Origin of the sequence: Solirhodobacter olei, assembly GCF_004010155.1 — a bacterium.
Taxonomy (GTDB): Bacteria; Pseudomonadota; Alphaproteobacteria; order Rhodobacterales; family Rhodobacteraceae; genus Solirhodobacter; species Solirhodobacter olei.
Genome location: NZ_RRYH01000003.1, coordinates 36,221 through 58,685, shown reverse-complemented (window position 1 = coordinate 58,685; position 22,465 = coordinate 36,221). Strand labels below are relative to the sequence as shown.

21 protein-coding genes are annotated in these 22,465 nt (G+C 65.0%); all 21 read left to right on the top strand.

All coding sequences use genetic code 11. From position 1 onward, the window contains the following. Nucleotides 1-572 precede the first annotated feature (572 nt). On the top strand, nucleotides 573-1,745 hold the full coding sequence (locus EIP85_RS02485; protein ID WP_127900570.1) for a pyridoxal phosphate-dependent aminotransferase: 1,173 nt from the start codon (nucleotides 573-575) through the stop codon (nucleotides 1,743-1,745). A gap of 168 nt (nucleotides 1,746-1,913) precedes the next feature. Continuing rightward, the gene (locus EIP85_RS02480; protein WP_127900569.1) at nucleotides 1,914-2,357 is read left to right on the top strand and encodes a DUF2852 domain-containing protein; all 444 of its coding nucleotides are present in this window, start codon (nucleotides 1,914-1,916) and stop codon (nucleotides 2,355-2,357) included. A gap of 111 nt (nucleotides 2,358-2,468) precedes the next feature. Next, nucleotides 2,469-2,924 (top strand): RDD family protein, encoded by a 456-nt coding sequence (locus EIP85_RS02475; protein WP_127900568.1) that lies wholly within the window; start codon nucleotides 2,469-2,471, stop codon nucleotides 2,922-2,924. 89 nt (nucleotides 2,925-3,013) lie between these two features. Further along, nucleotides 3,014-3,850: an arginyltransferase gene (locus EIP85_RS02470; protein WP_127900567.1), complete on the top strand. Its 837-nt coding sequence runs from the start codon at nucleotides 3,014-3,016 to the stop codon at nucleotides 3,848-3,850. Nucleotides 3,851-3,857: 7 nt separating this feature from the next. Continuing rightward, nucleotides 3,858-4,244, top strand: coding sequence for a VOC family protein (locus EIP85_RS02465; RefSeq protein WP_127900566.1), 387 nt, complete (start codon nucleotides 3,858-3,860; stop codon nucleotides 4,242-4,244). A 191-nt stretch (nucleotides 4,245-4,435) separates the two neighbouring features. Then, the gene (locus EIP85_RS02460) at nucleotides 4,436-5,044 is read left to right on the top strand and encodes a TRAP transporter small permease subunit (protein ID WP_127900565.1); all 609 of its coding nucleotides are present in this window, start codon (nucleotides 4,436-4,438) and stop codon (nucleotides 5,042-5,044) included. Next, nucleotides 5,041-6,819 carry a TRAP transporter large permease gene (locus EIP85_RS02455; RefSeq protein ID WP_127900564.1) on the top strand — a complete coding sequence of 593 codons (1,779 nt, stop codon included), beginning with the start codon at nucleotides 5,041-5,043 and terminating at the stop codon, nucleotides 6,817-6,819. Before EIP85_RS02460 ends, EIP85_RS02455 begins: the two co-directional genes overlap by 4 nt. A gap of 150 nt (nucleotides 6,820-6,969) precedes the next feature. Then, entirely contained in the window at nucleotides 6,970-7,548 is a 579-nt protein-coding gene (locus EIP85_RS02450) for a YceI family protein (RefSeq protein WP_127900563.1), read from the top strand. 1 nt (nucleotide 7,549) lies between these two features. After that, nucleotides 7,550-8,098, top strand: a complete 549-nt coding sequence (locus tag EIP85_RS02445) for a cytochrome b (RefSeq protein WP_164871622.1) — start codon at nucleotides 7,550-7,552, stop codon at nucleotides 8,096-8,098. Nucleotides 8,099-8,214: 116 nt separating this feature from the next. Next, a complete protein-coding gene (locus EIP85_RS02440; RefSeq protein WP_127900561.1) occupies nucleotides 8,215-9,453 on the top strand; it encodes an MFS transporter in 1,239 nt (412 codons plus the stop codon). Between the two features lie 98 nt (nucleotides 9,454-9,551). Then, nucleotides 9,552-11,294, top strand: coding sequence for a methionine--tRNA ligase (gene metG / locus EIP85_RS02435; protein ID WP_127900560.1), 1,743 nt, complete (start codon nucleotides 9,552-9,554; stop codon nucleotides 11,292-11,294). A gap of 314 nt (nucleotides 11,295-11,608) precedes the next feature. After that, complete coding sequence (locus EIP85_RS02430; protein ID WP_127900559.1) at nucleotides 11,609-12,295, top strand: hypothetical protein; 687 nt, start codon at nucleotides 11,609-11,611, stop codon at nucleotides 12,293-12,295. Nucleotides 12,296-12,470: 175 nt separating this feature from the next. Further along, nucleotides 12,471-13,610 carry a tyrosine-type recombinase/integrase gene (locus EIP85_RS02425; RefSeq protein WP_127900558.1) on the top strand — a complete coding sequence of 380 codons (1,140 nt, stop codon included), beginning with the start codon at nucleotides 12,471-12,473 and terminating at the stop codon, nucleotides 13,608-13,610. Nucleotides 13,611-13,725: 115 nt separating this feature from the next. Further along, nucleotides 13,726-15,072 (top strand): phospholipase D-like domain-containing protein, encoded by a 1,347-nt coding sequence (locus EIP85_RS02420; protein ID WP_127900557.1) that lies wholly within the window; start codon nucleotides 13,726-13,728, stop codon nucleotides 15,070-15,072. Nucleotides 15,073-15,199: 127 nt separating this feature from the next. Beyond that, a complete protein-coding gene (locus EIP85_RS02415; RefSeq protein ID WP_206615433.1) occupies nucleotides 15,200-15,439 on the top strand; it encodes a helix-turn-helix transcriptional regulator in 240 nt (79 codons plus the stop codon). Between the two features lie 166 nt (nucleotides 15,440-15,605). Further along, nucleotides 15,606-17,900 carry a VapE domain-containing protein gene (locus EIP85_RS02410; RefSeq protein WP_127900556.1) on the top strand — a complete coding sequence of 765 codons (2,295 nt, stop codon included), beginning with the start codon at nucleotides 15,606-15,608 and terminating at the stop codon, nucleotides 17,898-17,900. Between the two features lie 484 nt (nucleotides 17,901-18,384). Beyond that, on the top strand, nucleotides 18,385-18,699 hold the full coding sequence (locus EIP85_RS02405; RefSeq protein ID WP_127900555.1) for a hypothetical protein: 315 nt from the start codon (nucleotides 18,385-18,387) through the stop codon (nucleotides 18,697-18,699). A gap of 35 nt (nucleotides 18,700-18,734) precedes the next feature. Further along, nucleotides 18,735-19,277 carry a hypothetical protein gene (locus EIP85_RS02400; RefSeq protein ID WP_127900554.1) on the top strand — a complete coding sequence of 181 codons (543 nt, stop codon included), beginning with the start codon at nucleotides 18,735-18,737 and terminating at the stop codon, nucleotides 19,275-19,277. A 1-nt stretch (nucleotide 19,278) separates the two neighbouring features. After that, nucleotides 19,279-19,497, top strand: a complete 219-nt coding sequence (locus tag EIP85_RS02395) for a hypothetical protein (RefSeq protein WP_127900553.1) — start codon at nucleotides 19,279-19,281, stop codon at nucleotides 19,495-19,497. A 615-nt stretch (nucleotides 19,498-20,112) separates the two neighbouring features. Continuing rightward, complete coding sequence (locus EIP85_RS02390; RefSeq protein WP_127900552.1) at nucleotides 20,113-21,690, top strand: P-loop ATPase, Sll1717 family; 1,578 nt, start codon at nucleotides 20,113-20,115, stop codon at nucleotides 21,688-21,690. Next, nucleotides 21,687-22,439 carry an FRG domain-containing protein gene (locus EIP85_RS02385; protein WP_127900551.1) on the top strand — a complete coding sequence of 251 codons (753 nt, stop codon included), beginning with the start codon at nucleotides 21,687-21,689 and terminating at the stop codon, nucleotides 22,437-22,439. The genes EIP85_RS02390 and EIP85_RS02385 overlap by 4 nt, the downstream gene beginning before the upstream one ends. Nucleotides 22,440-22,465: the final 26 nt, after the last annotated feature.

Genomic DNA, 22,465 nt, shown 5'->3' with positions numbered 1-22,465 from the left:
GGCAGGGCGCGCCCTGCCGGCCCTTCGCGTGCGCTTCGGGCGTTCGGCGGGGAAACGCTCCACTGGAGCGTTTCCTGATCCGCCCTGCCGGCCCTTCGCTTGCGCTCCGGGCGTTCGGCGGGGAAACGCTCCACTGGAGCGTTTCCTGATCCGCCCTGCCGGCCCTTCGCTTGCGCTCCGGGCGTTCGGCGGGGAAACGCTCCACTGGAGCGTTTCCTGATCCGCCCTGCCGGCCCTTCGCTTGCGCTCCGGGCGTTCGGCGGGGAAACGCTCCACTGGAGCGTTTCCTGATCCGCCCTGCCGGCCCTTCGCTTGCGCTCCGGGCGTTCGGCGGGGAAACGCTCCACTGGAGCGTTTCCTGATCCGCCCTGCCGGCCCTTCGCTTGCGCTCCGGGCGTTCGGCGGGGAAACGCTCCACTGGAGCGTTTCCTGATCCGCCCTGCCGGCCCTTCGCTTGCGCTCCGGGCGTTCGGCGGGGAAACGCTCCACTGGAGCGTTTCCTGATCCGCCTCACCCCCTTGCATCCCCGCTCGATTTCTGGCCACGTCCCGGCGCAACGACAGGAGGCCCCCATGCGCATCGCGGACCGTATTTCCCATATCGCCGGCGACGGCTCCGACGGCTGGGAGATCTACCACCGCACGCTGGAAATGCAGGCCCGTGGCGAGCGGATCCTGCCCCTCACCATCGGCGAGCACGATATTCGTACCGATCCGGCGATCCTCGAGGCGATGAACGCCTCTGCCCGCGCGGGCAACACCGGCTATGCCTTCGGCCCCGGCCACCGCGACCTGCGCGAGGCCATCGCCGCGCGCACCGAGGCCCGCACCGGCGTGCCGACAAGCTGGAAGAACGTCGTCGTCACCGCCGGCGGCCAGGCGGCGCTTTTCGCCAGCCACATGGCGCTGCTCGACGCGGACAGCACGGGCCTGCATTGCGATCCGTTCTACGCCACCTACCCCGGCACGATCCATGCCACCGGCGCCCGGTCGCGGCGCGTGCCGACCACCTCGGACCGGGACTTCCTGCCGCAGGAGGCCGACATCCTCGCCCGGGCCGAGGGTGCGCGCACGCTTCTCATCAACACCCCGAACAACCCGACGGGCGTGGTCTATGACCGCGCCACGCTGGAAGGGATCGCACGGGCGGTGACCCAGGCCGACCTCTGGCTGATCTCCGACGAGGTCTATGACAGCCAGGTCTGGACCGGCGAACACATCTCCCCCCGCGCCCTGCCGGGCATGGAGGAACGCACCATCGTCATCGGCTCTATGTCGAAGAGCCATGCGATGACCGGCTCGCGCCTCGGCTGGGTCGTCGCGCCCGAGCCGGTGGCCGAGGCCGTCACCATGCTCGCCACCTCCACCACCTACGGCGTGCCGGCCTTCATTCAGGACGCGGCGCTCTTCGCGCTGAACCAGGGCCCCGCATTCGAGGCGAAGATCGCAGAGCCCTTCCGCCGCCGCCGCGAGATCGCGCTGCGGGTGCTGGCGGGCGCGAACGCGATCCGGGTCATCCATTCCTCGGGCGCGATGTACGTGATGCTCGACATCCGCGCGACCGGGCTCGACGGCAAGGGCTTCGCCAACCGGCTGCTCGACGAGGAGAAGATCGCGGTGATGCCGGGCGAGAGCTTCGGCGACGCCTCGGCCGGCCATATCCGCGTGGCACTGACCATCGCCGACGACCAGTTCGAGGAAGCCCTCACCCGCCTCGCAGGTTTTGCAGAGCGGCTCCTGCCCTGACAGGCACCCGGCCGGGCGTGGCGCCCGGCCGCCCCTGCCGCCCGGCGCGCAGCAGCGCCGTTGCCGGGCGATGTAAAAAACATTCACATTCCTCTTGACGCGGGGCCGGGCGATCCCGATCTTGGCTGATGTGAAGATGCTTCACATAGTTCCGCACAGGAGTTCACAATGAGCGCCATCACCGCCTGGCCCAACCAGGCCCAGGACTGGCTGGACGAGCGCGGCAAGCCCGCGTGGATCGCCACGATGATCCTCGGTTTCATCCTGTTCTGGCCGCTTGGCCTGGGCATTCTCTTCTACATGATCTGGAGCAAGCGCATGTTCAACGGATCCTGCCGCAACCGCTGGCATTCCCACCACCACGACTGGAAGATGCATCGCGAGATGCACCGCCACGGCTTCCGCTCCTCCGGCAACAGTGCCTTCGACGCCTACAAGACCGAGACGCTGCGACGCCTCGAGGAGGAACAGGACGCCTTCGAGGCCTTCCTGCAGCGCCTCCGCGAGGCCAAGGACAAGACCGAGTTCGACGCCTTCATGGACGAGCGCGCCCGCGAGGCGCGGACCGCTCCGCCCGAGGCGCCGGAACCCCCGCAAGGCCCTTCCGCCTGAGCCGAAGCCGGTTATGCTGAAGAGGGCGGCCCCCCGGGCCGTCCTTTCGCCCTGCCCGCCCTGCGACCGTCCGTCCCGTGACCGTCCGTCCCGAAGCCGCCGAGGCCCCAGATGTACCGCGCCGATCCCTATGACCGCCTGCCCGATCCCGAGTTCCAGGCCGAGTTCTATCGCGACGTGCCAATGAAACGGGCCTTCGCCTGGGTCGTCGACACCATCCTGATCGTGCTCCTGACCGCGATCGTGGTGCCGTTCACCGCCTTCATCGCGCTCTTCTTCCTGCCCGCGCTCTTCCTGGTGCTGAATTTCCTCTACCGCTGGGTGACGATCTCCACCCGCTCGGCGACCTGGGGGATGCGGCTGGCCGCGATCGAGTTCCGCCGGCTCGACGGCGCGCCCTTCGATCCGATGACCGCTTTCCTGCATACGCTCGGCTACACGATCTCCTGCGCGATGGTGCTGCCGCAGCTTGCCTCCATCGGCGCGATGCTGGTGACAGCGCGGGGACAGGGGTTGAGCGACCTGATCCTGGGCACGGTGGCGATCAACCGGCCCGGGCGGGTCTGACCGGTTCGCGCCATGTGCGAAAACTCTGCGCTTGGCGGAACCTTGAGGGCTTGATAGGCTTTGCCGGTTGAACTGCCAAACATGCTACGATGCGCCACACGCTGCCCATAGCGCCCCAATTCTATGTGACGGCCCCGCAACCCTGCCCGTATCTCGACGGGCGGATGGAACGGAAGCTGTTCACCGCGCTGCAGGGCGACCGGGCCGAGCGGCTCAATGACACCCTGTCGAAGCAGGGCTTCAGGCGCTCGCAGAACGTGCTTTACCGGCCCTCCTGCGCGGAATGCTCCGCCTGTCTTTCGGCGCGGATCCGGGTGGCGGATTTCCAGCCTTCGCGCAGCCAGTCGCGCGCGCTCAAGCGCAACGCGGAGTTGCGGCGCGAGGCCACCAGCCCCTGGGCGACCGAGGATCAATACGCGCTGTTCCGCCGCTACCTCGACAGCCGGCACGCCGATGGCGGCATGGCTGACATGGATATCTTCGAGTTTGCCGCGATGATCGAGGAGACGCCGGTGCGCTCCCGCGTCATCGAATATAGCCTGCCCGATCCGGCCCGGCCGCGACGGCGGGTGCTGACCGCCGTCTGCCTGACCGACGTGCTCGATGACGGGCTGTCGATGGTCTATTCCTTCTACGACCCCGACCTCGCCGCGAAATCGCTGGGGACCTACATCATCCTCGACCATATCCGCATCGCGCAGGAGGCCGGGCTGCCATACGTCTACCTGGGCTACTGGGTGCCGGGCAGCCGGAAGATGGGCTACAAGGCCAATTTCTCGGCGCTGGAGATCTACAAGCACGGCGGCTGGCAGCCGATCGGCGATCCGGCGAGCCACGGGGCGGAGCTGCATCCGCTCTCGGTCGATCCGATCGCCGAGCAGGTGGCGCGGCTGCGCCTGCCCGACGGGCTGCACAGCGCCGGATGAGGACCCGATGAGCGAAGCGAGGATCGCGCTGGTGGCGCTGGTCGTGCCGGACTACGCGCCGGCGATCGAATTCTACGTGGGCAAGCTCGGCTTCCGGCTGGTCGAGGACATCGACCAGGGCCGCAAGCGCTGGGTGGTGGTGGCGCCGCCCGGCGGGGGCTGCGCGCTGCTGCTGGCACGCGCCGAGGGCCCGGCGCAGGAGGCCGCGGTCGGCAACCAGGCCGGCGGGCGCGTGGGTTTCTTCCTTCAAACCGACGATTTCGCCCGCGACCATGCCGCCATGAGGGCCGCGGGCGTGACCTTCGACGAGCCGCCGCGGGAGGAGCCCTACGGCACCGTCGCGGTCTGGCGCGACCCGTTCGGCAACCGCTGGGATCTGATCGAGTATCGGTGATCGCCCCCCTCGCGGCGCCCCTGTTCCGGGGGCCGGATCGGGCCGCTCCGGCAGCGGCCGGCACCCCGCCGACCCCTTTCCCGACAGGCCTGCGCGTGCCGCCGCGGCGCAGTTGACGGTTCCTCACACATCCGACATAGGTGTTGACCACAAAGGGGCCGCGGCCTCGCCCTCACCGAGAAAGGGACCCCATGGGAGGAGTGCTGAAACTCGCCCGCGCCATTGACGCGGCGACGGAAGCGATCGGGAAATCCGTGGCCTGGCTTATCCTGGTCTCGATCCTGGTCAGCGCAATCAACGCGACGGTGCGCAAGGTCTTCGACGTGTCGTCGAACGCCTGGCTGGAGCTGCAGTGGTACCTCTACGGCGCCGCCTTCCTGCTGGCCTCGGCCAACACGCTGCGCCACAACGAACACATCCGGATCGACATCCTCTACGGCGCGCTGAGCCGCCGCAAGCAGCACTGGATCGACCTGATCGGCCATGTGCTGTTCCTGATGCCCTTCGTGATCCTGATGGACATCTACCTGGTCCCCTGGGTCTGGCTCTCCTTCACCTCGGGCGAGATGTCGACCAACGCGGGCGGGCTGATCCTCTGGCCGGCGAAGGCGCTTCTGCTGGGCGGCTTCCTGCTGCTGACGGTGCAGGGCGTGTCCGAAATCATCAAGAAGATCGCGGTGATGCGCGGCGACATGGAAGATCCGACGCCCTTCGTCTCGTCGCATGCCTCGGCAGAGCTGGAGGCGGAGGAACTGGCCGGCGAGATGCTGGGCGAGCAGGCCGGGGAGAGCCGTAAATGATCGAAGTAATCGCCCAGAACATGGCGCCGATCATGTTCCTGTCGCTGATGGTCTTCCTGCTCATCGGCTATCCCGTCGCCTTCTCCCTGGCCGCGAACGGCCTTCTGTTCTTCGTCATCGGCGTGATCATGGCGCCGCATTCCCACGGCACGATCTCGCTCGACTGGCCGCTTCTCTACGCGCTGCCGGAACGGTTCTGGGGGGTGATGTCGAACGAGACATTGCTGGCCATTCCGTTCTTCACCTTCATGGGCATCGTGCTGGAACGCTCCGGAATGGCCGAGGACCTGTTGGAGACCATCGGCCAGCTCTTCGGCCCGGTGCGCGGCGGGCTTGCCTATGCGGTGATCCTGGTCGGCGCGCTTCTGGCCGCGACCACCGGCGTCATCGCCGCCTCGGTCATCGCCATGGGCCTGATCTCGCTGCCGATCATGCTGCGCTACGGCTATGACCGGCGGGTGGCCACCGGGGTCATCGCGGCCTCCGGCACGCTGGCGCAGATCATCCCGCCCTCGCTGGTGCTGATCGTGCTGGCCGACCAGCTGGGCCGGTCGGTGGGCGACATGTATCAGGGCGCGCTGATCCCGGGCTTCGTGCTGACCGGCATCTACATCGGCTACGTGCTGCTTCTGTCGATCTTCAAGCCCTCGATGGTGCCGGCGCTGCCGAAGGAGGCACGCACGCTCGGCTCCGGCGTCACGTCGCTCTTCGTGGTGCTGGCGCTCGGTGTCGCGATCTCCTGGTACGCGTCGGGCGAGATCTCCAAGCATCACAGCGACAATGCCGATATTCTCGGCGCGATGGTGGGCATCGCCGCTACCTATGTCCTGGCGCTGCTCGACGGGGTGCTGAAGATCAACCTGATGAGCCGGCTGGCGCGGCAGGTGGTGATCGTGCTGATCCCGCCGCTGGCGCTGATCTTCCTGGTGCTGGGCACGATCTTCCTGGGCATCGCCACCCCGACCGAGGGCGGCGCGATGGGGGCCGTGGGCTCGCTGATCCTCGCGGGCATGAAGGGGCGGCTGAACCTGGGCGTGATCCGGCAGGCGCTGGCCTCGACCACGCGGCTGTCGTCCTTCGTGATGTTCATCCTTCTGGGCGCGCGGGTCTTCTCGCTGACCTTCTACGGGGTGAACGGGCATCTGTGGGTCGAGCACCTGCTGACCTCGCTGCCCGGCGGCAAGATCGGCTTTCTGGTCGTGACATCGCTTCTGGTCTTCGTGCTGGCCTTCTTCCTGGACTTCTTCGAGCTGGCCTTCATCATCATCCCGCTTCTGGCGCCGGCGGCGCAGAAGCTGGGGATCGACCTGATCTGGTTCGGGGTGATCCTGGGCGTGAACATGCAGACGAGCTTCATGCATCCGCCCTTCGGATTTGCCTTGTTCTACCTTCGATCCGTGGCACCAAAGGTGCCCTACGAGGACCGGGTGACGGGCAAGATGATGGCGCCGGTGGCGACCAGCCAGATCTACTGGGGGGCGATCCCCTTTGTGGTGATCCAGGTCATCATGATCGTGATCGTGATCTCCTTCCCCGGCATGGTGATGCGCTACAAGGGGCCGCCGGTCGACACCGAGCACGTCAAGATCGTCATTCCCGGAATGGGTACGGGCGGCGGAGGCGGGGGCAGCGTCGGAAGCCCGAACTTCGGCGGCGGTGGCGGCGCGGGAAGCGTCGGGACCCCGAACTTCGGCGGAGGCGGAGGCGTGGGTTCGCCCGACCTCGGCGGCGGGGGGGCGGTCGGATCGCCGAACTTCGGCGGCGCGTCGAACTAGCGCCGGACAGGAGACGAAATTGGGGGCTGCCCGGGGATCGGGCAGCCCCTTTTGTTTCGGCCCCGCCCCCGGGCGGCGCAGGGGGCCGAGGTTTATTTCGGACTGAAACGGGCCCTGCTTCGTATACAGAGGGAGAAACCGGAGATCGCCATGCGCCCTGCCCTGCCGAAAACCCTGCTCGCCGCCGCGTTCGTGCTGATCGCGGGCATGGCCTCCGCCATGCCGCGCCATTACGCGCTGGAGCCGGCGACGACTGCCGTCCGCTTCTCTGTCGCCTTTGGCGGGGACAAGATCACGGGACAGATGCCCGTGGCAAAGGCGACGGTGACGCTGGACTTCCAGTCGCTTGCCAATTGCCATGTCTCGGTGACGCTGGACGCCGCCAAGGCGGAGGCGAGCTTTCCCTTCGCGGCGCAGGCGATGAAGGGGCCGCTGGTGCTCGACACGCGAAAATTTCCCGACATCTCCTTCACGAGCACCGCCGTCCACGCCACCGCGACCGGCGCGCTGATCGACGGCAGGATCACCATCCGAGGCCAGACCCGGCCGATCCGGCTGACGGCCGATCTTTACCGCCAGCGTGGCACGGCGCCGGGCGAGCTTGACCATCTCGCGATCCAGCTGACCGGAGAGGTGAAGCGGTCGGAGTTCGGGGCGACGGGCTGGGCCGGGACGGTGGGTGATGTCGTGCATCTCGACATCATCGCCAACATGGACCGGCGCGGCTGAGATGACGCTGAGAAACAGCGCCGAGGGCTTCGGGCTCATCTCGCGGCTTCTTCACTGGGCGATGGCGGCGGGGATGCTCGGGACCATCGCGCTTGGGCTGAGCCTCGCGCGGACGCAGCCGAGCCTTTCCAACATCTGGCTTTTCAGCCTGCACAAGACGATCGGGATCACGCTGCTGACGCTGGCGGTCGCGCGGCTCCTCTGGCACCGGGTCAGCCCGCCGCCACCGCCCCTGCCCGGGCCGCCCGGCTGGCAGATGGCGCTGGCGCGCTGGGTGCATCGCGCGCTTTACACGCTGATGATCGTGCTGCCGCTGGCCGGCTGGGCCGGAAGCGCTGCGACGGGGATCGACGTGGTGGTCTTCGGGCGCTGGGTTCTGCCCGGCCTCGTCCCCGCGACCGAGGCCAATGCGGAAGGTTTCCTGCGGCTGCATTACGTACTTGCCTTCGCACTGATCGGGCTTCTTTCGCTGCATGTCGCGGGGGCGCTGCGGCGGGCGGCGAAGCGCGACGGGAGCCTGCGCCGGATGCTCCTCGGAACCCGGAAATAGCCGCCCGGACGAAAGGGCGGAATGCGACATGGCCATGACGGAACGGGAGGGTCAGCACCCGGCGCGCCGTCCTAGGGGAGGGGCATGGCCCGCAAGACCCCTGCCCCGTTCCGCCGATGCGCCTGATCCTCACGCTTTCGGCGCTCTTCATCTCCGACGTGCTTCTGCAGCTCGGCTCGGGCGGCGTGGCGCCGCTCGACGCGATCTCCGGCCTGCAGCTGCATTTCTCCAACGCGCAGATCGGTTTTCTCGGCTCGGCACATTTCTTCGGTTTCTTCATCGGCTGCTGGTGGGCCCCGCGGCTGATGGGAACGGTCGGCCATTCCCGCGCCTATGCCGCCTTCGCGGCGGCGGGGACGATCGGGATGCTGATGCATATGATGATCGTCTCGCCCTATGCCTGGGCGGCGATGCGGATGCTCTCCGGCCTCTGCATCGCGGGCTGCTACACGATCCTTGAGGCCTGGCTGAACGCGCGGCTGACGAACGAGACGCGGGGCCGCGCGATGGGAATCTACCGGATGGTGGACAGCGGCGGCAGCCTGCTGGCGCAGACGCTGATCGGCTTCCTGCCGCCGGCGGCGTACCTCTCGTACAACCTGCTGGCACTCTTCTGCTGCATGGCGCTGCTGCCGGTGACGATCACCAAGGCCGAGCAGCCCGACATGCCCGAGGCGCCGCGCCTGCGGCCGCGGCTCTCCTGGGACTGCTCGCCGCTCGGCTCGGTCGGCGTGGCGGTGGCCGGTGTCACCAGTTCCGCCTTCCGGATGGTCGGGCCGCTCTACGGCGTGGCGGTGGGGCTTTCGACGCACCAGCTTGCCTTCTTCCTGGCAATCTACGTCGGCGGCGGCTGGCTGGCGCAGATGCCGGTGGGGTGGCTCGCCGACCGGTTCGACCGGCGCTGGGTGCTGATCGGGCTTTCGCTCGGCGCGATGATGGCCTGTGCGGCGACCGTCCTTGCCGCCGGGATCGGGCCGCGGGCGATCATGGCGGCGGCGGCGCTGTTCGGGATCACCACGATCCCGATCTATTCCGTCTCATCCGCCCATGCCCATGACTTCGCGGCGACCGAGCAGCGGGTGGAGCTGTCGGCCGCGCAGATGTTCCTTTATGCCCTGGGTGCGATCGCCAGCCCGCTGATCGCCTCCTGGCTGATCACCTATTCGGGGCCGGCCTCGATGTTCGGGCTGATCTCGCTGGCGCATCTGGCGCTGGTGGTCTTTGGCCTCGCGCGGATGCGGGCGCGGCCGAGCCGGGGTGCGCGGACCGCCTATATCCCGGCGCAGCGGACCTCGTTCCTGATCGGCAAGCTGACCCAGAGGCTGCGCGAGGACGGGCCGGACCCCAAGGCATAGGCCCGGCGCAGGGGCGCCGGGAGGGGGGCCGGAACCCTCTGGCCCTTCGCCGCGTCGGAGGATAAACAACCCCCCGACATTGGCGAGGGATGGCGTGCATGGCCCGGATTCTGATCACTTCGGCGATCCCCTATATCAACGGGATCAAGCACCTGGGCAATCTGGTGGGCAGCCAGCTGCCGGCGGACCTCTATGCCCGCTACAGCCGCGCGCGGGGGCACGAGGTGATGTTCATCTGCGCCACCGACGAACACGGCACCCCGGCCGAGCTTGCCGCCGCCAAGGCCGGAATGCCGGTGGCCGACTACTGCGCGCAGATGCACGAGGTGCAGAAGAACCTCGGCGCCGGGTTCCGGCTGTCCTTCGACCATTTCGGGCGCTCCTCCTCGCAGCGGAACCGTGAGCTGACCCAGCATTTCGCGGGCCAGCTGGCCGAGGCCGGGCTGATCGCCGAGGTCGAGGAGCGGCAGGTCTATTCCAATGCCGACGGCCGCTTCCTGCCCGACCGCTACATAGAGGGCACCTGCCCCAACTGCGGCTATGACCGGGCGCGCGGCGATCAGTGCGAGAACTGCACAAAACAGCTCGACCCGACCGACCTGATCAATCCGCGCTCCGCGATCTCCGGCTCGACAGACCTGGAGGTGCGGGCGACCAAGCATCTTTACCTGCGCCAGTCGGCCATGCGCGACCAGCTGCGGGAGTGGATCCTGTCGAAGACCCAGATGGGCGGGAACGGCCAACCGGCCTGGCCGGTGCTGACCACCTCCATCGCGCTCAAGTGGCTCGACGACGGCGACGGGCTGCAGGACCGCGGCATCACCCGCGACCTCGACTGGGGCGTGCCGGTCAAGAAGGGCACCGAGGACTGGCCGGGGATGGAAGGCAAGGTCTTCTACGTCTGGTTCGACGCGCCGATCGAATATATCGCGGCCACCGCCGAATGGGCCGATGCCGGCGGGCGCGGCGAGGGCGCGTGGGAGCGCTGGTGGCGCACCGACAAGGGGGCCGAGGATGTCCGCTACGTCCAGTTCATGGGCAAGGACAACGTGCCCTTCCACACGCTGAGCTTTCCCGCGACGATCCTCGGCTCCGGCGAGCCGTGGAAGCTGGTCGATTACATCAAGTCCTTCAACTACCTGAACTATGACGGCGGCCAGTTCTCGACCAGCCAGGGGCGCGGCGTCTTCATGGATCAGGCACTGTCGATCCTGCCCTCGGATTACTGGCGCTGGTGGCTTCTGAGCCACGCGCCCGAGAGCGGCGACAGCGAGTTCACCTGGGAGAATTTCCAGGCCTCGGTGAACAAGGACCTTGCCGACGTGCTGGGGAATTTCGTCAGCCGGATCACCAAGTTCTGCCGCTCGAAGTTCGGCGAGACGGTGCCGGAGGGCGGCGCGTCCGGCGCGCGCGAGGCGGCGCTGGCCGCGGAACTCGAGACCCGCGTGCGTGCCTACGAAGGCTTCATGGAGGCGATGGAGGTCCGCAAGGCCGCGGGCGAGCTGCGCGCGATCTGGGTGGCGGGCAACGAATACCTCCAGGCCGCCGCGCCCTGGTCCGTGGTGAAGGAGGATCCGGAGGCGGCAGCGGCCATCGTGCGGCTCTCGCTGAACCTCGTGCGGCTCTACGCGGTGCTCTCGCAGCCCTTCATTCCGGATGCGGCGGCGGCGATGATGACGGCGATGGACTGCGACGACTGGTCCTGGCCCGGCGAGATCGGCGCTGCCCTTCAGGCGCTTCCGGCGGGACATGGCTTCAGCGTGCCCGAGGTGCTCTTCCGCAAGATCACCGACGAGGAACGCGCCGACTGGCAGCAGAAATTCGCGGGCGTCCGGAACTGAGGCCCGGCCCGCGATGACGCGGGTCCGGGCGGGGTCTACCGGCTCGCCAGTCTTCAGAAGCGTCAGGGCCGACAGGCGCCGGCGCTGCGCTTTCCGGACTTCGGTCGAACGGATCCGATCGCGCGGGGCCTGAACCCGGGCAGGCCGACGCCGGGGATCGAGCGGGAACGCAGATCAGGCGCGCCGACAAGAAACCACGGCATTGCCCGATTTGTCACAGCATTTACCACAGTTTCGCACCGTTTGGTTGCAAGCCTGACCGCTGCCCCGAGGCGTGGTACCCTGCTGCGCGAGGGCCGGAAACGGAGGCCGACATGCTGGGGCAGGTCGCGGTCAGAGAGGATATCCGGGCGATGCTGCGGACGCTCCACCCGGGCTCGCAGGTGGCCGATTTCGTGACCGATGTTCTGATGGAGGATGCGGGCGGCTTCTTCCCCGCCCTGCCCTGCCCCGACGGCCAACCGCGCCATTTCGTCGAGATCGCGCGGCTGGCGGCGACCGAACTGCGCATTGCCGAGACGGCGCTGGCGACCCTGCCGGACCAGCTCTGCGCCCGGGACGACGCGCAGGCTCTGACCACGCGCAGGCTCTGGGCGCAGCTTCTGAAACTGCGCGACCGGGCGCAGGAGATGGTCTGGGACGCGGTGCTGCTGCGCGAGGCCGCGGCACCCGCGCCCGGGGACGACAGCGCCGCCTCGCCCGCGATCGCCCGGCTGCTGAAGGCCCGGGCCAAGGCGCTCGCCGCCGGGCACGCGGCGCCCGAACCGGCACTGGAGCCGGAGCCCGAGCCGCAACCGCATGAGATCAGCCTCTTCGACACGCTGCCCACCGGTCCGTTCCCGCCCGGCGCACCGCGCCCGCCGGCCCGCGCGGCGGCGGCCGCCCGGGCGCTGCGCGCCGCCGCGCGCCGCGGTGTGCGGCTGGACGCCGATATGCCGGAACGCGCCCCCACACCCGAGACCGGCCATACGGCCGGCGCTGGTGCCCGCGGCCGGACTTGAACCGGCACGCCATGCGGCTAGGGATTTTAAGTCAGTCCAAGCGCGTCTCATGGCGCCCTATGCCGCACCATGATGGTTCGCAACCAACTGAAACCACGACACAATCCTCCTACCCGACCCTATCGGATCGGTTCTGACACCGGGCCTCAGACCGGGCCCACAGGAGGATCAGGACATGGCAACAAGGCTGACGCAGGCCCTCGTCGCGAGGGCCCGAGAGCAGCACGCGCCCGGCACCCAGCTCTACGACGAGGAGGTCTCGGGCCTCAGGGTCGTGGTGGGCAAGACGGGCTGCTCCTACAAGTTCGTGGGCAGGATCAACGACGGCACCGACCGGTACGTCTCGATCGCGCTCGGCAGGACGACGGACCTGAGCCTCAGGTCAGCCCGAGAGCGCTCGACGGAGCTGCGCCTCGCGCTGCGTCGCGGCACCGACCCGAGGACGCCGAAGGTCTCCGTGCCAACCGTGGCCGAGGCCCTCGAGCGCTACCTCGCCGGACGCCCCGACCTGAGCCCGGCCACCCACAAGTGGTACCGCGAGAAGATCACAGGCCCGCTCAAGTCCGTGGCCAGGCTACCCGCCGACCGGATCGACCGTGAGGCCGTGCGGACGCTCCACGAGAGGCTGACGCGGAGGTGCGGGCCCTACGGGGCGAACGGAGCCATGCGGCTGCTGAAGCTAGTGCTGAACGACGTGGCCCGCACTCACGACCTGCCGCCCAACCCCGTCTCGCGCGGGGTGAGGATGAACCGCGAGACGCCCCGCGACTGGGCGGTGCCGCCGGAGGAGATGCCCCTGCTGTGGCGGAGGCTCGACGCGATGGAGGACCGGGTTCGCCGGGGCGCGTGGCTCGTCATGCTGCTCACCGGCCTACGCTCTCACGACGCCCGCTCGATGCGTTGGGAGCACCTCGACGCCGACGGCCTGCTCGCCGTGCCGAACCCGAAGGGCGGCGAGGCCAAGGCGTTCCGGCTCCCCCTCCCCCGACTGCTCCGGCAGGAGCTGGAGGAGGTGCGGGAGCTGACACGGCCACTGGAAAGCCCGTTCGTCTTCCCCTCGCCCTCCGCGAAGAGCGGACACATCGAACAGCAGCGCCGCATCGCGTCGTTCCCCTACGCACCGCACGGGATGCGCCACACCTATCGGACGATGGCGCTGGAGGCGGGAGTGGACCTGCAGATGGCGATGGTCCTGATGAACCACCGACCGGCAGGGGTGACGTGGAACTACGTGACGCGGGCTAACCTTCTCGGGCCTATGCGGGACGCCTCGGAGAGGGTCGCGGGGCTGATCGCCAGCTATCGAGGCAAATGAACAACCTCTCCCAGAAAGACACCTTGGCAACTAAAAATCTGTAGCTCGGCCACCAAAACCATGTAACCACATCGGTAGCAGCAATTTCACCCTCGAGAAGAGTAAGGGGTCTTTAATGCACTTGGTCATGGGCGGGATTAATGGGCACTATTTGAGGGATATTAGAGATAGAGCCGCCAAAGAGACAGATGAGGTTCTCGCTGCAGTCGCATATGCAACCGACATGTCACTTCTCTTCAAATGGTGCCTCGATTACTCAATCCCTTTGAGATACTATGGTCGACTAGATGATGGCGTCGCCGTCACCTGGAATATCCTGAGGCAGTTCTTGGAACAGCGTTCCGCCAAGTTCCAGTGCTGGCTCGTCCAACACCATCACGCTAAAGTGATATGGTGGCGAGGGCACGGTCTTTACGTAGGCTCAGCAAATTTGACCGGCAGCGCCTGGTACAGTAATATTGAATCAGGCTGTTTCTTTGAAGAAAATGAAATTACTGATGAAATCGCAAATGACGTTCTAGATTTATTTGAAACTTTGCACGCCCACGCCACTCCACTTACCGAAGAATTATTGACGATCATGAAAGATCGAGAGAAGGAGTTGGGTAAGCGGAAACCACCCGAGGATGAGTTCTGGAAGAGCGCAAGCTTCAACACGTGGCCTGGTCTCATACAAACACAACGAAAAGCAGCCAGCGATCGAAGGCGCCAAGCGTTTTTGGCGGAGTGGCACTCGACTCTTCAACAGCTTCGCGACATCGGCACCCTCGTGAGTCGGCCAGAAAACCGTCCTTCTTGGATCAAGAAAGAGGCACCAGCTGGGGCCCTCGCCGATCAGTTTCTTCATGCACACTACTATCAGCGCACCATGGATGGTAGGAGAGCTCGGTACGAAGAGTTCTACGAAAAGAATAAGAACGATCCTGATGCTGCACTAAGGGAAGCTGTTGCTTGGTGGCGCAACCTTCGTAGCGCTCCATCCGAGGAAGATGAGATGCTAAATATTACAGCGCCCAAATTAAGATCAGCGCTATCTAAGGAAAATCTGAAGACCTTGGACGAAAACGGATTTCGTATGATTTGTATGGGCGTGCATGCCATCAAGGATTACGCCCGTCGCGTAGCTAACAAATCGGTTGGGTTACCAGAAAGCAAAATCCCTTATACGATTCCTCAGAAGGTCGATGCCCTATCCGCCCGAATTTGGAGAGAACGTTCGGAGGGAGGAACTGACGTCAGACAGTTGCTCGCGCACATTCTCTATGGTGGGCCAAATGATAAACTCCCAGAGCGACTGTGGCAGGGATTCAGCGATCCGAGATGGAAACTTGAAGGCCTCGGGATTAGTGCACTTGGCGAATTGGTGGGGTGGGCCCTCCCAGACGCCTTCCCGCCTCGCAATGGAAGAACGTCGAAATCGTTGCGGTCGCTTGGGAATGACGTTCGGGTACATGTTGGTTAGGCTACACTCACTCTTCTGCAAAGGCAGTGCGCTACCGATGCATAGGGCCGAGCAGGAAGTAACGGGTTACTGACACTCGTGGTTCGCGCACGATCAACCCGACCTACCTCATTCGCGAGCCACGACGATGCAGCAGGAAATCATGGAACGACTCGAGCGCATCGAGCGGACGTTGGCGGCGCCGCGCCGCGAGTTCCTCGACACCAACCAGGCGGCCGGCTTCCTTGGCCTGAGCCGTCAGCAGCTCGAACTCTGGCGGCTCCGAGGCGGCGGCCCCGCCGTCCACCGGGTGGGCAGGAAGTGCCTCTACTCGGTGGATGACCTGCGGGCATTCATGGCCGGGCTGCGCCGCGAGCCGCTCGCCTGAGCGGCCCGGCTGCCCGGCTTCCAGCACCGTAATGATGGACGATTTGCGCTTGACGGGGGCGTAAAGTGATTCGGGTGAGCGGCCGCCGCGCAATGCAAAGGAGCGCGGCGGCCAGACCTTAACCCGGGACCGAACGAGTTAGCGAACAGCGCCGTTGGAGTCCCGAATGAGATCGGCCCCGGAGGGCCGCAAGCAGATGAACCATAGCAACTCGCGGGCGTCGAGCACGCCATCAAAGCCAGATGAGATCGAGAGATATCCTGAGGGGCGTTGGGATCTGATCCCGCTGAAGCCCCTGACCAAAGTCCCGCGAGAACGCGGGTGGATGGATAAGCGCTACGCCCGCGCGGACGTGGTACGTCACGTCACCGGCGGCGGAAACGCCGGGGTGCGCCTGCGGGCCGGGCAGCTCGTGGTGGACGTCGACCCGCGCAACTTCATCGAAGGCGACAACCCCTGGGAGAGACTCTGCAAGGATGCAGGGATCGACCCCGACGCCTACCCGACCGTGAATACGGGATCGGGCGGGCTGCACGTCTACATGCTCAAGCCGGCCGATGTCACGATCCGTCAGAAGCTGGACGGCTACGAGGGCATCGACTTCAAGTCGGTCGGCGGCTACGTCGTTGCCGCGGGCTCGGTCCATCCCGTCACCGGTCGGACCTATGAGTGGGACTTCCTGACCCCGCCATTCGCCGACGTGGCGAGGGCGCCCGAGAGGCTCCTAGTGGCCATCGCGCGCGACGAAACGACCGGGGCGGGCAATGCCGAGCCAGGTGAGATCGACGCGGGGCAGCTGGCCTCAATGCTCGACGCCCTCGACGTGGAGGACTTCAGGGATTATTCGGCCTGGCTGGGCGTCATGATGGCCAGCCATCACGGCACCGCAAGCGCGGGTCGCGAGGAGTTCATCACCTGGTCGATCGGGGACCCGGCCTACGCTGGCGACGCCGAGATCATCGGGCAGCACTGGGATAGCCTGCGCCTGGACGGCCGCGAGGGCATGGTGACGGCGCGCACTCTCTACCGTCTGCTCGTTGAGGCCGGCCGCGAGGACCTCGTGCCGCGCCCGACGCCTCAGGAGGACTTCGACGTTATCGACGGCGATGAAGCTCTGCGGGTCACCACCAACGTTGCGACCAGCGAAGAACAGCCGATCCACGTGGGCGGACTATCTATACACAACAAGACTCGGGTTGCGCCCGACACGCCCGTGAACGCGCTGAGAGCGGTCCACGCCTCCGGCCTCACTCCGCGTTTTGACGAGCTCAAGCAGCGCGTCGTGTTCTCCGGCGAGCTACCTTGGGACGTGAGCTACGGCAGGGAACTCAACGATCAAACTGCGCGGATGACCCGACTGCTCCTAATGGAGATCCACCAGGGTAACGACTACCAGCCGTCGAAGGAGAACGTCCTAGAGGCTGCCATGACGCTTGCCTACGCACATAAGTTCAATCCGATCCACGACTACCTGGACCGCCTGGAGTGGGATGGAACCGAGAGGGTGGAGCGCCTCTTCACCGATGGGTTCATGTGCGCCGACGACGAGTACACCAGGGCCGTATCGCGCTGCTTCATGGTCGGCGCCGTCGCCCGCCAGAGAAGCCCGGGATGCAAGCTCGACACAATGCCCGTCATCAAGGGGCCGCAGGGCTCAAACAAGTCGTCCGGCCTGCGTGACCTGTTCTCCACCGAGTGGTTCAGTGATTCCGAGCTCGGCGACCTGCGCAACAAGGACGCGCCGATGCAGCTGGACGGAATCTGGGTCCACGAGTTCGCCGAGCTGGCCGGCCTGCGGGCCAGCGACATGGACGTCCTGAAGGCCTTCATGTCCCGGGCGACGGACCGATACCGCGTGCCCTACGGTCGAACCATCGATGACCATCCCCGCCGGGCGGTCTTCGCCGGGACGGTCAACGAGGGCGGCTACCTCAGCGACCCGACTGGCGGCCGGCGCTTCTGGCCCCTTGAGATGCGCCCCGGGACGCGCGTCGACCTCGCGTGGATTGCCGCCAACAGGGACCAGCTCTGGGCCGAGGCGGAAGCCAGGTTCCATCGGGGCGAGGCGCACGTCCTTCCCGAGGCACTCTGGCCGCGCGCCGCGGAGCAGCAGGCAGCCGAGACTGTGGACGATCCGTGGGCCGACGAGGTGCGCGCCATCCTGGACAGGCTCGCCGCCGACTACGCCGACTGGGCCCTCGGCACAACGGAGACGATCGAGGAGATCGTGGACGGGCGGCTGGTGGCCGTGCCCGCCGAGAGGCCGCACGAGCCGGACCGCATCCACACCGGCACGCTGCTCCGAGCCCTCGAACTCGACGGAGGCAGGCAGAACCGATCTCACACAATGCGCCTACGCCGGGTCATGGAGGCGCTCGGCTGGAGATACCGGAAGTCCGTCAGGATCGGCGAGGTCGTCCGAGCAGGCTACATCTCCCCCACCTCCGATGCCGCAACCTAGATGCGGCGAAGATCCGGTCTCTTAACGTAGGCGAAGTAGGGCTTTGCTGCACGAAGCCCTACACGCACAAAGCCTTGTTTCGGTTGCCTTGTAGGGCTGCAGAGCATGTAGGTCTGAAAATGACATTGCGCAGCGGAGTTGTCTGCGACGGCTGGCCCAAATGGGTGCATCAACGGCAGAATATAGCAGCGTAGCCCTACAAGCCATACGGAGCCACGTTCCTGCCAGACTGGAGCATCCAGATCGGTCACAGGGTGCGCAACTTCAGACCGTCCTGGTCTGGCCTTGCGCGCGGGCGCGCACGAGATAGTTGCCGAGCGCAACGATGGCTCGCGCCGCGGCTCGGACTGCGCAGCCTGGATCGCGTCCGCTGATGACGGCGGATCACTAGCCCCTGAATCGGGCCGGATTCCCCTTCCGCGGCATGGCGTTGCGGGTAGGGAGATCCGCGGCCCGGCGCGGGGCCCGACGGGGACGCAAGAGAATGGCAGCGCCGAGGCTGATCCTCCCTGAGCACAAGGCGAGGTTCCTGGACCTCCTGGCCGTCGGACTGACGGTCGCCTCGGCCTGCGCCGAGCTGGGCGTGGCGCGCCACACCATGTACTGGCACCGCGCCCGCGACCCCGGGTTCCGCGCCGCCTGGGACGCCACGGCCGCCCGACGGCTGGAAGCGAGGCGGGGCGCCGTCGCCGGCGACCGTGCGCTGAGCGGCGCGGGAGCGGGAGCGCCGCCCGATCTGGGACCCGGGTCCGGGCCGCGAACGACGGTTCCCCGGAGCGCGGCAAGCGGCGCAAGCTGAGCAAGAACGGCCTGCAGCAAAGGAGGAGCACCGCGATGTCGCTCGCAGAGCAGATCGCCCGCCTGCGCGGGAGGCGGGACGAGGTCACCGCCGTCATAGACGAGGCCGAGGGCGAGCTGGCCGCGCACGCGCTGGACGACCCCGAGGAGTACCGGAGACGCCGCGAGGCCCTGGCGCGAGAGCTCGACGAGCTCGACCGCATCGACGCCGCCGAGGCCGAGGCCACACGCCGCCTCGCCGAGGAGCGCGAGGAATCGACCGCGCGGGAGCGGGAAGCGGACGCCGCGGCCCTGGACGCCCTGCTGGCCGAGCGGCTGAGGCTCGCCGCGGAGGCCGACGCCACCATCCGCGCCCTGGAGGAGATCTTCGGCGAGCTGGAGACCGCGGGCGGCGAGATACGCGGCCTGGCGCGGCGGCTCGGCCAGACGGGACGGGCGCACGACGCACGAGCGCGCGCAGAGGCGATGCGCGCGGCCCTCTGGGCCGGGGCGCCCACCCTCGCCCGCGCCCTCCGCCTGAGGCCGACGATCGGGGCCCGCAAGGACCGGCCCCTCGCACAGCAGCTGGGAGATATCTGAGATGGCAGCCGACGCGCAGTACCAGAAGGCCGCGGACCTCCGTCAGCGGTTCGAGGCCGAGCTCGACGCCATGGCCAAGGCCCGCGCCGACGAGCGGGGCGAGGACTACTACGACGCCTACCACGCCGTGTGCCAGACGGAGCGCGGCCGGCAGACGCTCGTCGCCGCCGACCTCGCCGCGCGCCTCCAGGCGCAGCTGAGGCCGGGTCCGACCGACTGACGGTCGGATGGCAAACGCCGCCCGGGCGACGGGGGCCCGGCGGCGCCAGGCCGTCCCCGGGTTGGCCTCCTTCCCCGGGGGCGGCCACTTCTCTTGCTGACGGCCCGGGGAGCACACCACCCGTGGCGCTATCCCGTCGCAAAATCACCGCTAGATCGCGACAGCGAAACTGCCCCTCGCAGATTCCGGATCGAGAATTTGTACGCGCCTAAGGGAGACCATCATCCGATCGTCGCGTTTCCCGGATTGCTTCGGATCGCTCGGCATGCCCGCTCCCGAACGCCACTCGCACTCCCCGGCCAAACCGGCCGAAGGTCACAATGGTCGGCCCGGCGAAGGCACTCCGCCGAAGTGCGGGACAGGACCGGCCCAATTTGTCCAGTCATCCAGACCAAATAGCAAAGATGCCGACTCCTGAATGCCCGGGAGCCAAACACAACACATAATTGTGAACAAAAACCGCAATCGCCAAGCGCAAGACTTTGCGCATGCCCCGTGAACAACAACAACACAGACACTCAAAGCTGTCCGCCAAGAAGATCCTTGATTCTGAGACGGGTACACTTACGCTGACCTTGACCACCTCGAACGACAACTTGCCGAAAGGCCTTGCCAATGCAAGCAGACTATCCCTTCGGAGATCCCGACGGTGCCCGCGCCGAGCTAGTCGACATTATGGACGGGTTCGTCGGCTTCGGCGGCCATCCGGGCTGGGGCGGGATAGCTACTCGTGCAGACGACAGAACAGTAAGGGTAATTGTTGGAAAGAAAGGGTCGGGGAAAACCGTATACCTGCGCAGATTGCAGGTTTCAACTCGCGCAGAGGAGTCTGTCTTCTCCCAAACAATCCAGACCGACATACCTTCCACCGCACAAATACTAAGGTTCTGCGAAATATGCCAAGGCGAGCAAGTAACAGAAAAGTGGAGCGAGCTGTGGAGAGTCTCTATACTTGCATCTTTGCTTTCCTTAATTCTTCACAAAGGATATTTCGCACCTTACGTTACACAAAAACAGCGAGATGAACTTGCACAAAAATATCGCGGCATCCTACCTGATGGCGCCGTGGTTCACACGGCCTACAATATAATTGGATTCTACATTTCAACGATCGCAACCCAAGCCCGATACGACGAATTTATCAATCGTTCGGTATGGTTACAGCTCCGACATGAGCTCTCCGAACTAATGAAAACGACCCCTCCCGTCTTCTACTATTTGGACGCAGTGGATGAAGAATTTGCTCATGCACCAATGGAATGGCATCAATGCCAAAAGGGCCTCTTTGATGCAGTAATGCGCATGCTGCGAGGCCAAGGGCCATTGGCGAATAGGTTCCATGTCGCCATATGTATTCGCGATATGGTCCTTTCGTCTGTACTCCGGACCGAACACGCCTCAAGATATCGCGGAGCGCCCCATATTTGCAAATTGAACTGGGACACCAAAAGAATCAAATTCTTCTTTCAACGGAAAATAGAGAAACTAGATGAAAGGTACTTTGACCAGCCCGCCGGGGACCGGAATGTCGAAAATTTCCTTTCGCTGTCGAAGATACGAAATGTAGAACGTGGCATAGACGAGGATATCGTTAACTACATAATTCGCCACACTCGGTTTCTTCCAAGGGATATAGTGGAGTTGGGGAACAATTTAGCAAACGCGAAGATTACTGCTAGGGAGAATGGAATTTCCGACTCCAACTCTTGGCAGGAAGTCATCCGAAAACTGGTTTCGAGAGCCGCGCGTTCGTTTGCCAACGAACAACTTACTATATGCGCGAATCAACTTGCCTCTCATGACCGTCCAGAATTTTCTGCGCGGCACGATTACCATGAGCTTTACACCTCAGGCCAAGAGTATATTTCAGCAAAGTCGAGCTATTTGAAGGAAGTTATTAAAATGATCGGAGCCGAGGCATTCGATCGCGACGCACTTAATGAGGCTAGGACCGCGATCTCGGCGGATTTGCCACGAGACGTCGACGTGATGTCCATTCTTTGGCAAAATGGCCTAGTCGGCTGCAAGCATAAGGAGGACCAAATTGGCTACAGCTTTTTCAACCTGGATGACCGAGAGGACTTTTTGATTCCAGATGACGCCATTAGCTTTGCCTTCCATTCATGTGTTAGGGATGCTGTTCCTTTGGGTATCTCTGGCGAATCTCCAATCACGGAGTTGGACGTCATATGACCGATACCGGAAACATCCGCACTATTCGCTTCAGGAGTTGGCACAAATTTGTTGCCAACTTCGGATTCGATCTCTTTCTAGATGGAGTGATTTTGCCAGGGGGTTTTCTTTTCCGAGGCCAAGGAGACGCGAACTACGAGTTGCGCTCATCATTTGACCGCAGGTTTGCTGACATTCCGATTGATGATCGCGTGAGAAAGTACCAAAGAGTCAAGGACAATTTTGCGAAGCTTTACAGAGAAGAGGTTGATGAGGAAGCGTCTGACGACTTGACTATATCAGTCGCTCAACACTATGGATTACCGACCCGGCTTCTAGACTGGTCTTCAAATCCTTTCGTAGCAGCTTACTTTGCTTTTAACCGCGCCGCTTTGAGCAATCAACGCTCCGGAAATGTTGTAATTTGGGCCCTTCAGCGTTCCAGCAAGTTAATCCATCATCAACTTGGTCTGAGCGTTCTTGAAGCTCGATCGAAGGGAAATCTTCGCGCAAATGCGCAACTTGGATACTTTACTCACCTCACCGGACTCCACGAGACGCTTGAAGATTATGCCAGAGCTGCGCCTCCGCAAGGTCAACCCTTGTTGATTAGGTTTGTTTTGCCGGTTACTGAGGCCCGGACGGCGTTTGCATACCTTAGCTCTGTAGGCGTCAATGCACGCAAGCTCTTTCCAGATTTTGAGGGAATCGCCCTTTCTGCGCTGGAGTCGGACTGGCTACAAAGCCTGAAAGACGTTCTCTCTGCTTGAACCTTGGAGAGACCTTGTTGGTTTGT

Excerpts from the sequence above, each read along its gene's own strand:
- EIP85_RS02460 (WP_127900565.1), top strand. The coding sequence starts at position 4,436 with ATGGGAGGAGTGCTGAAACTCGCCCGCGCCATTGACGCGGCGACGGAA.
- EIP85_RS02480 (WP_127900569.1), top strand. The coding sequence starts at position 1,914 with ATGAGCGCCATCACCGCCTGGCCCAACCAGGCCCAGGACTGGCTGGAC.
- EIP85_RS02450 (WP_127900563.1), top strand. The coding sequence starts at position 6,970 with ATGCGCCCTGCCCTGCCGAAAACCCTGCTCGCCGCCGCGTTCGTGCTG.
- EIP85_RS02420 (WP_127900557.1), top strand. The coding sequence starts at position 13,726 with ATGCACTTGGTCATGGGCGGGATTAATGGGCACTATTTGAGGGATATT.
- EIP85_RS02445 (WP_164871622.1), top strand. The coding sequence starts at position 7,550 with ATGACGCTGAGAAACAGCGCCGAGGGCTTCGGGCTCATCTCGCGGCTT.
- EIP85_RS02430 (WP_127900559.1), top strand. The coding sequence starts at position 11,609 with ATGCTGGGGCAGGTCGCGGTCAGAGAGGATATCCGGGCGATGCTGCGG.
- EIP85_RS02465 (WP_127900566.1), top strand. The coding sequence starts at position 3,858 with ATGAGCGAAGCGAGGATCGCGCTGGTGGCGCTGGTCGTGCCGGACTAC.
- EIP85_RS02405 (WP_127900555.1), top strand. The coding sequence starts at position 18,385 with ATGGCAGCGCCGAGGCTGATCCTCCCTGAGCACAAGGCGAGGTTCCTG.
- EIP85_RS02470 (WP_127900567.1), top strand. The coding sequence starts at position 3,014 with ATGCGCCACACGCTGCCCATAGCGCCCCAATTCTATGTGACGGCCCCG.
- EIP85_RS02440 (WP_127900561.1), top strand. The coding sequence starts at position 8,215 with ATGCGCCTGATCCTCACGCTTTCGGCGCTCTTCATCTCCGACGTGCTT.
- EIP85_RS02385 (WP_127900551.1), top strand. The coding sequence starts at position 21,687 with ATGACCGATACCGGAAACATCCGCACTATTCGCTTCAGGAGTTGGCAC.
- EIP85_RS02400 (WP_127900554.1), top strand. The coding sequence starts at position 18,735 with ATGTCGCTCGCAGAGCAGATCGCCCGCCTGCGCGGGAGGCGGGACGAG.
- EIP85_RS02395 (WP_127900553.1), top strand. The coding sequence starts at position 19,279 with ATGGCAGCCGACGCGCAGTACCAGAAGGCCGCGGACCTCCGTCAGCGG.
- metG (WP_127900560.1), top strand. The coding sequence starts at position 9,552 with ATGGCCCGGATTCTGATCACTTCGGCGATCCCCTATATCAACGGGATC.
- EIP85_RS02410 (WP_127900556.1), top strand. The coding sequence starts at position 15,606 with ATGAGATCGGCCCCGGAGGGCCGCAAGCAGATGAACCATAGCAACTCG.
- EIP85_RS02390 (WP_127900552.1), top strand. The coding sequence starts at position 20,113 with ATGCAAGCAGACTATCCCTTCGGAGATCCCGACGGTGCCCGCGCCGAG.
- EIP85_RS02485 (WP_127900570.1), top strand. The coding sequence starts at position 573 with ATGCGCATCGCGGACCGTATTTCCCATATCGCCGGCGACGGCTCCGAC.
- EIP85_RS02455 (WP_127900564.1), top strand. The coding sequence starts at position 5,041 with ATGATCGAAGTAATCGCCCAGAACATGGCGCCGATCATGTTCCTGTCG.
- EIP85_RS02425 (WP_127900558.1), top strand. The coding sequence starts at position 12,471 with ATGGCAACAAGGCTGACGCAGGCCCTCGTCGCGAGGGCCCGAGAGCAG.
- EIP85_RS02475 (WP_127900568.1), top strand. The coding sequence starts at position 2,469 with ATGTACCGCGCCGATCCCTATGACCGCCTGCCCGATCCCGAGTTCCAG.
- EIP85_RS02415 (WP_206615433.1), top strand. The coding sequence starts at position 15,200 with ATGCAGCAGGAAATCATGGAACGACTCGAGCGCATCGAGCGGACGTTG.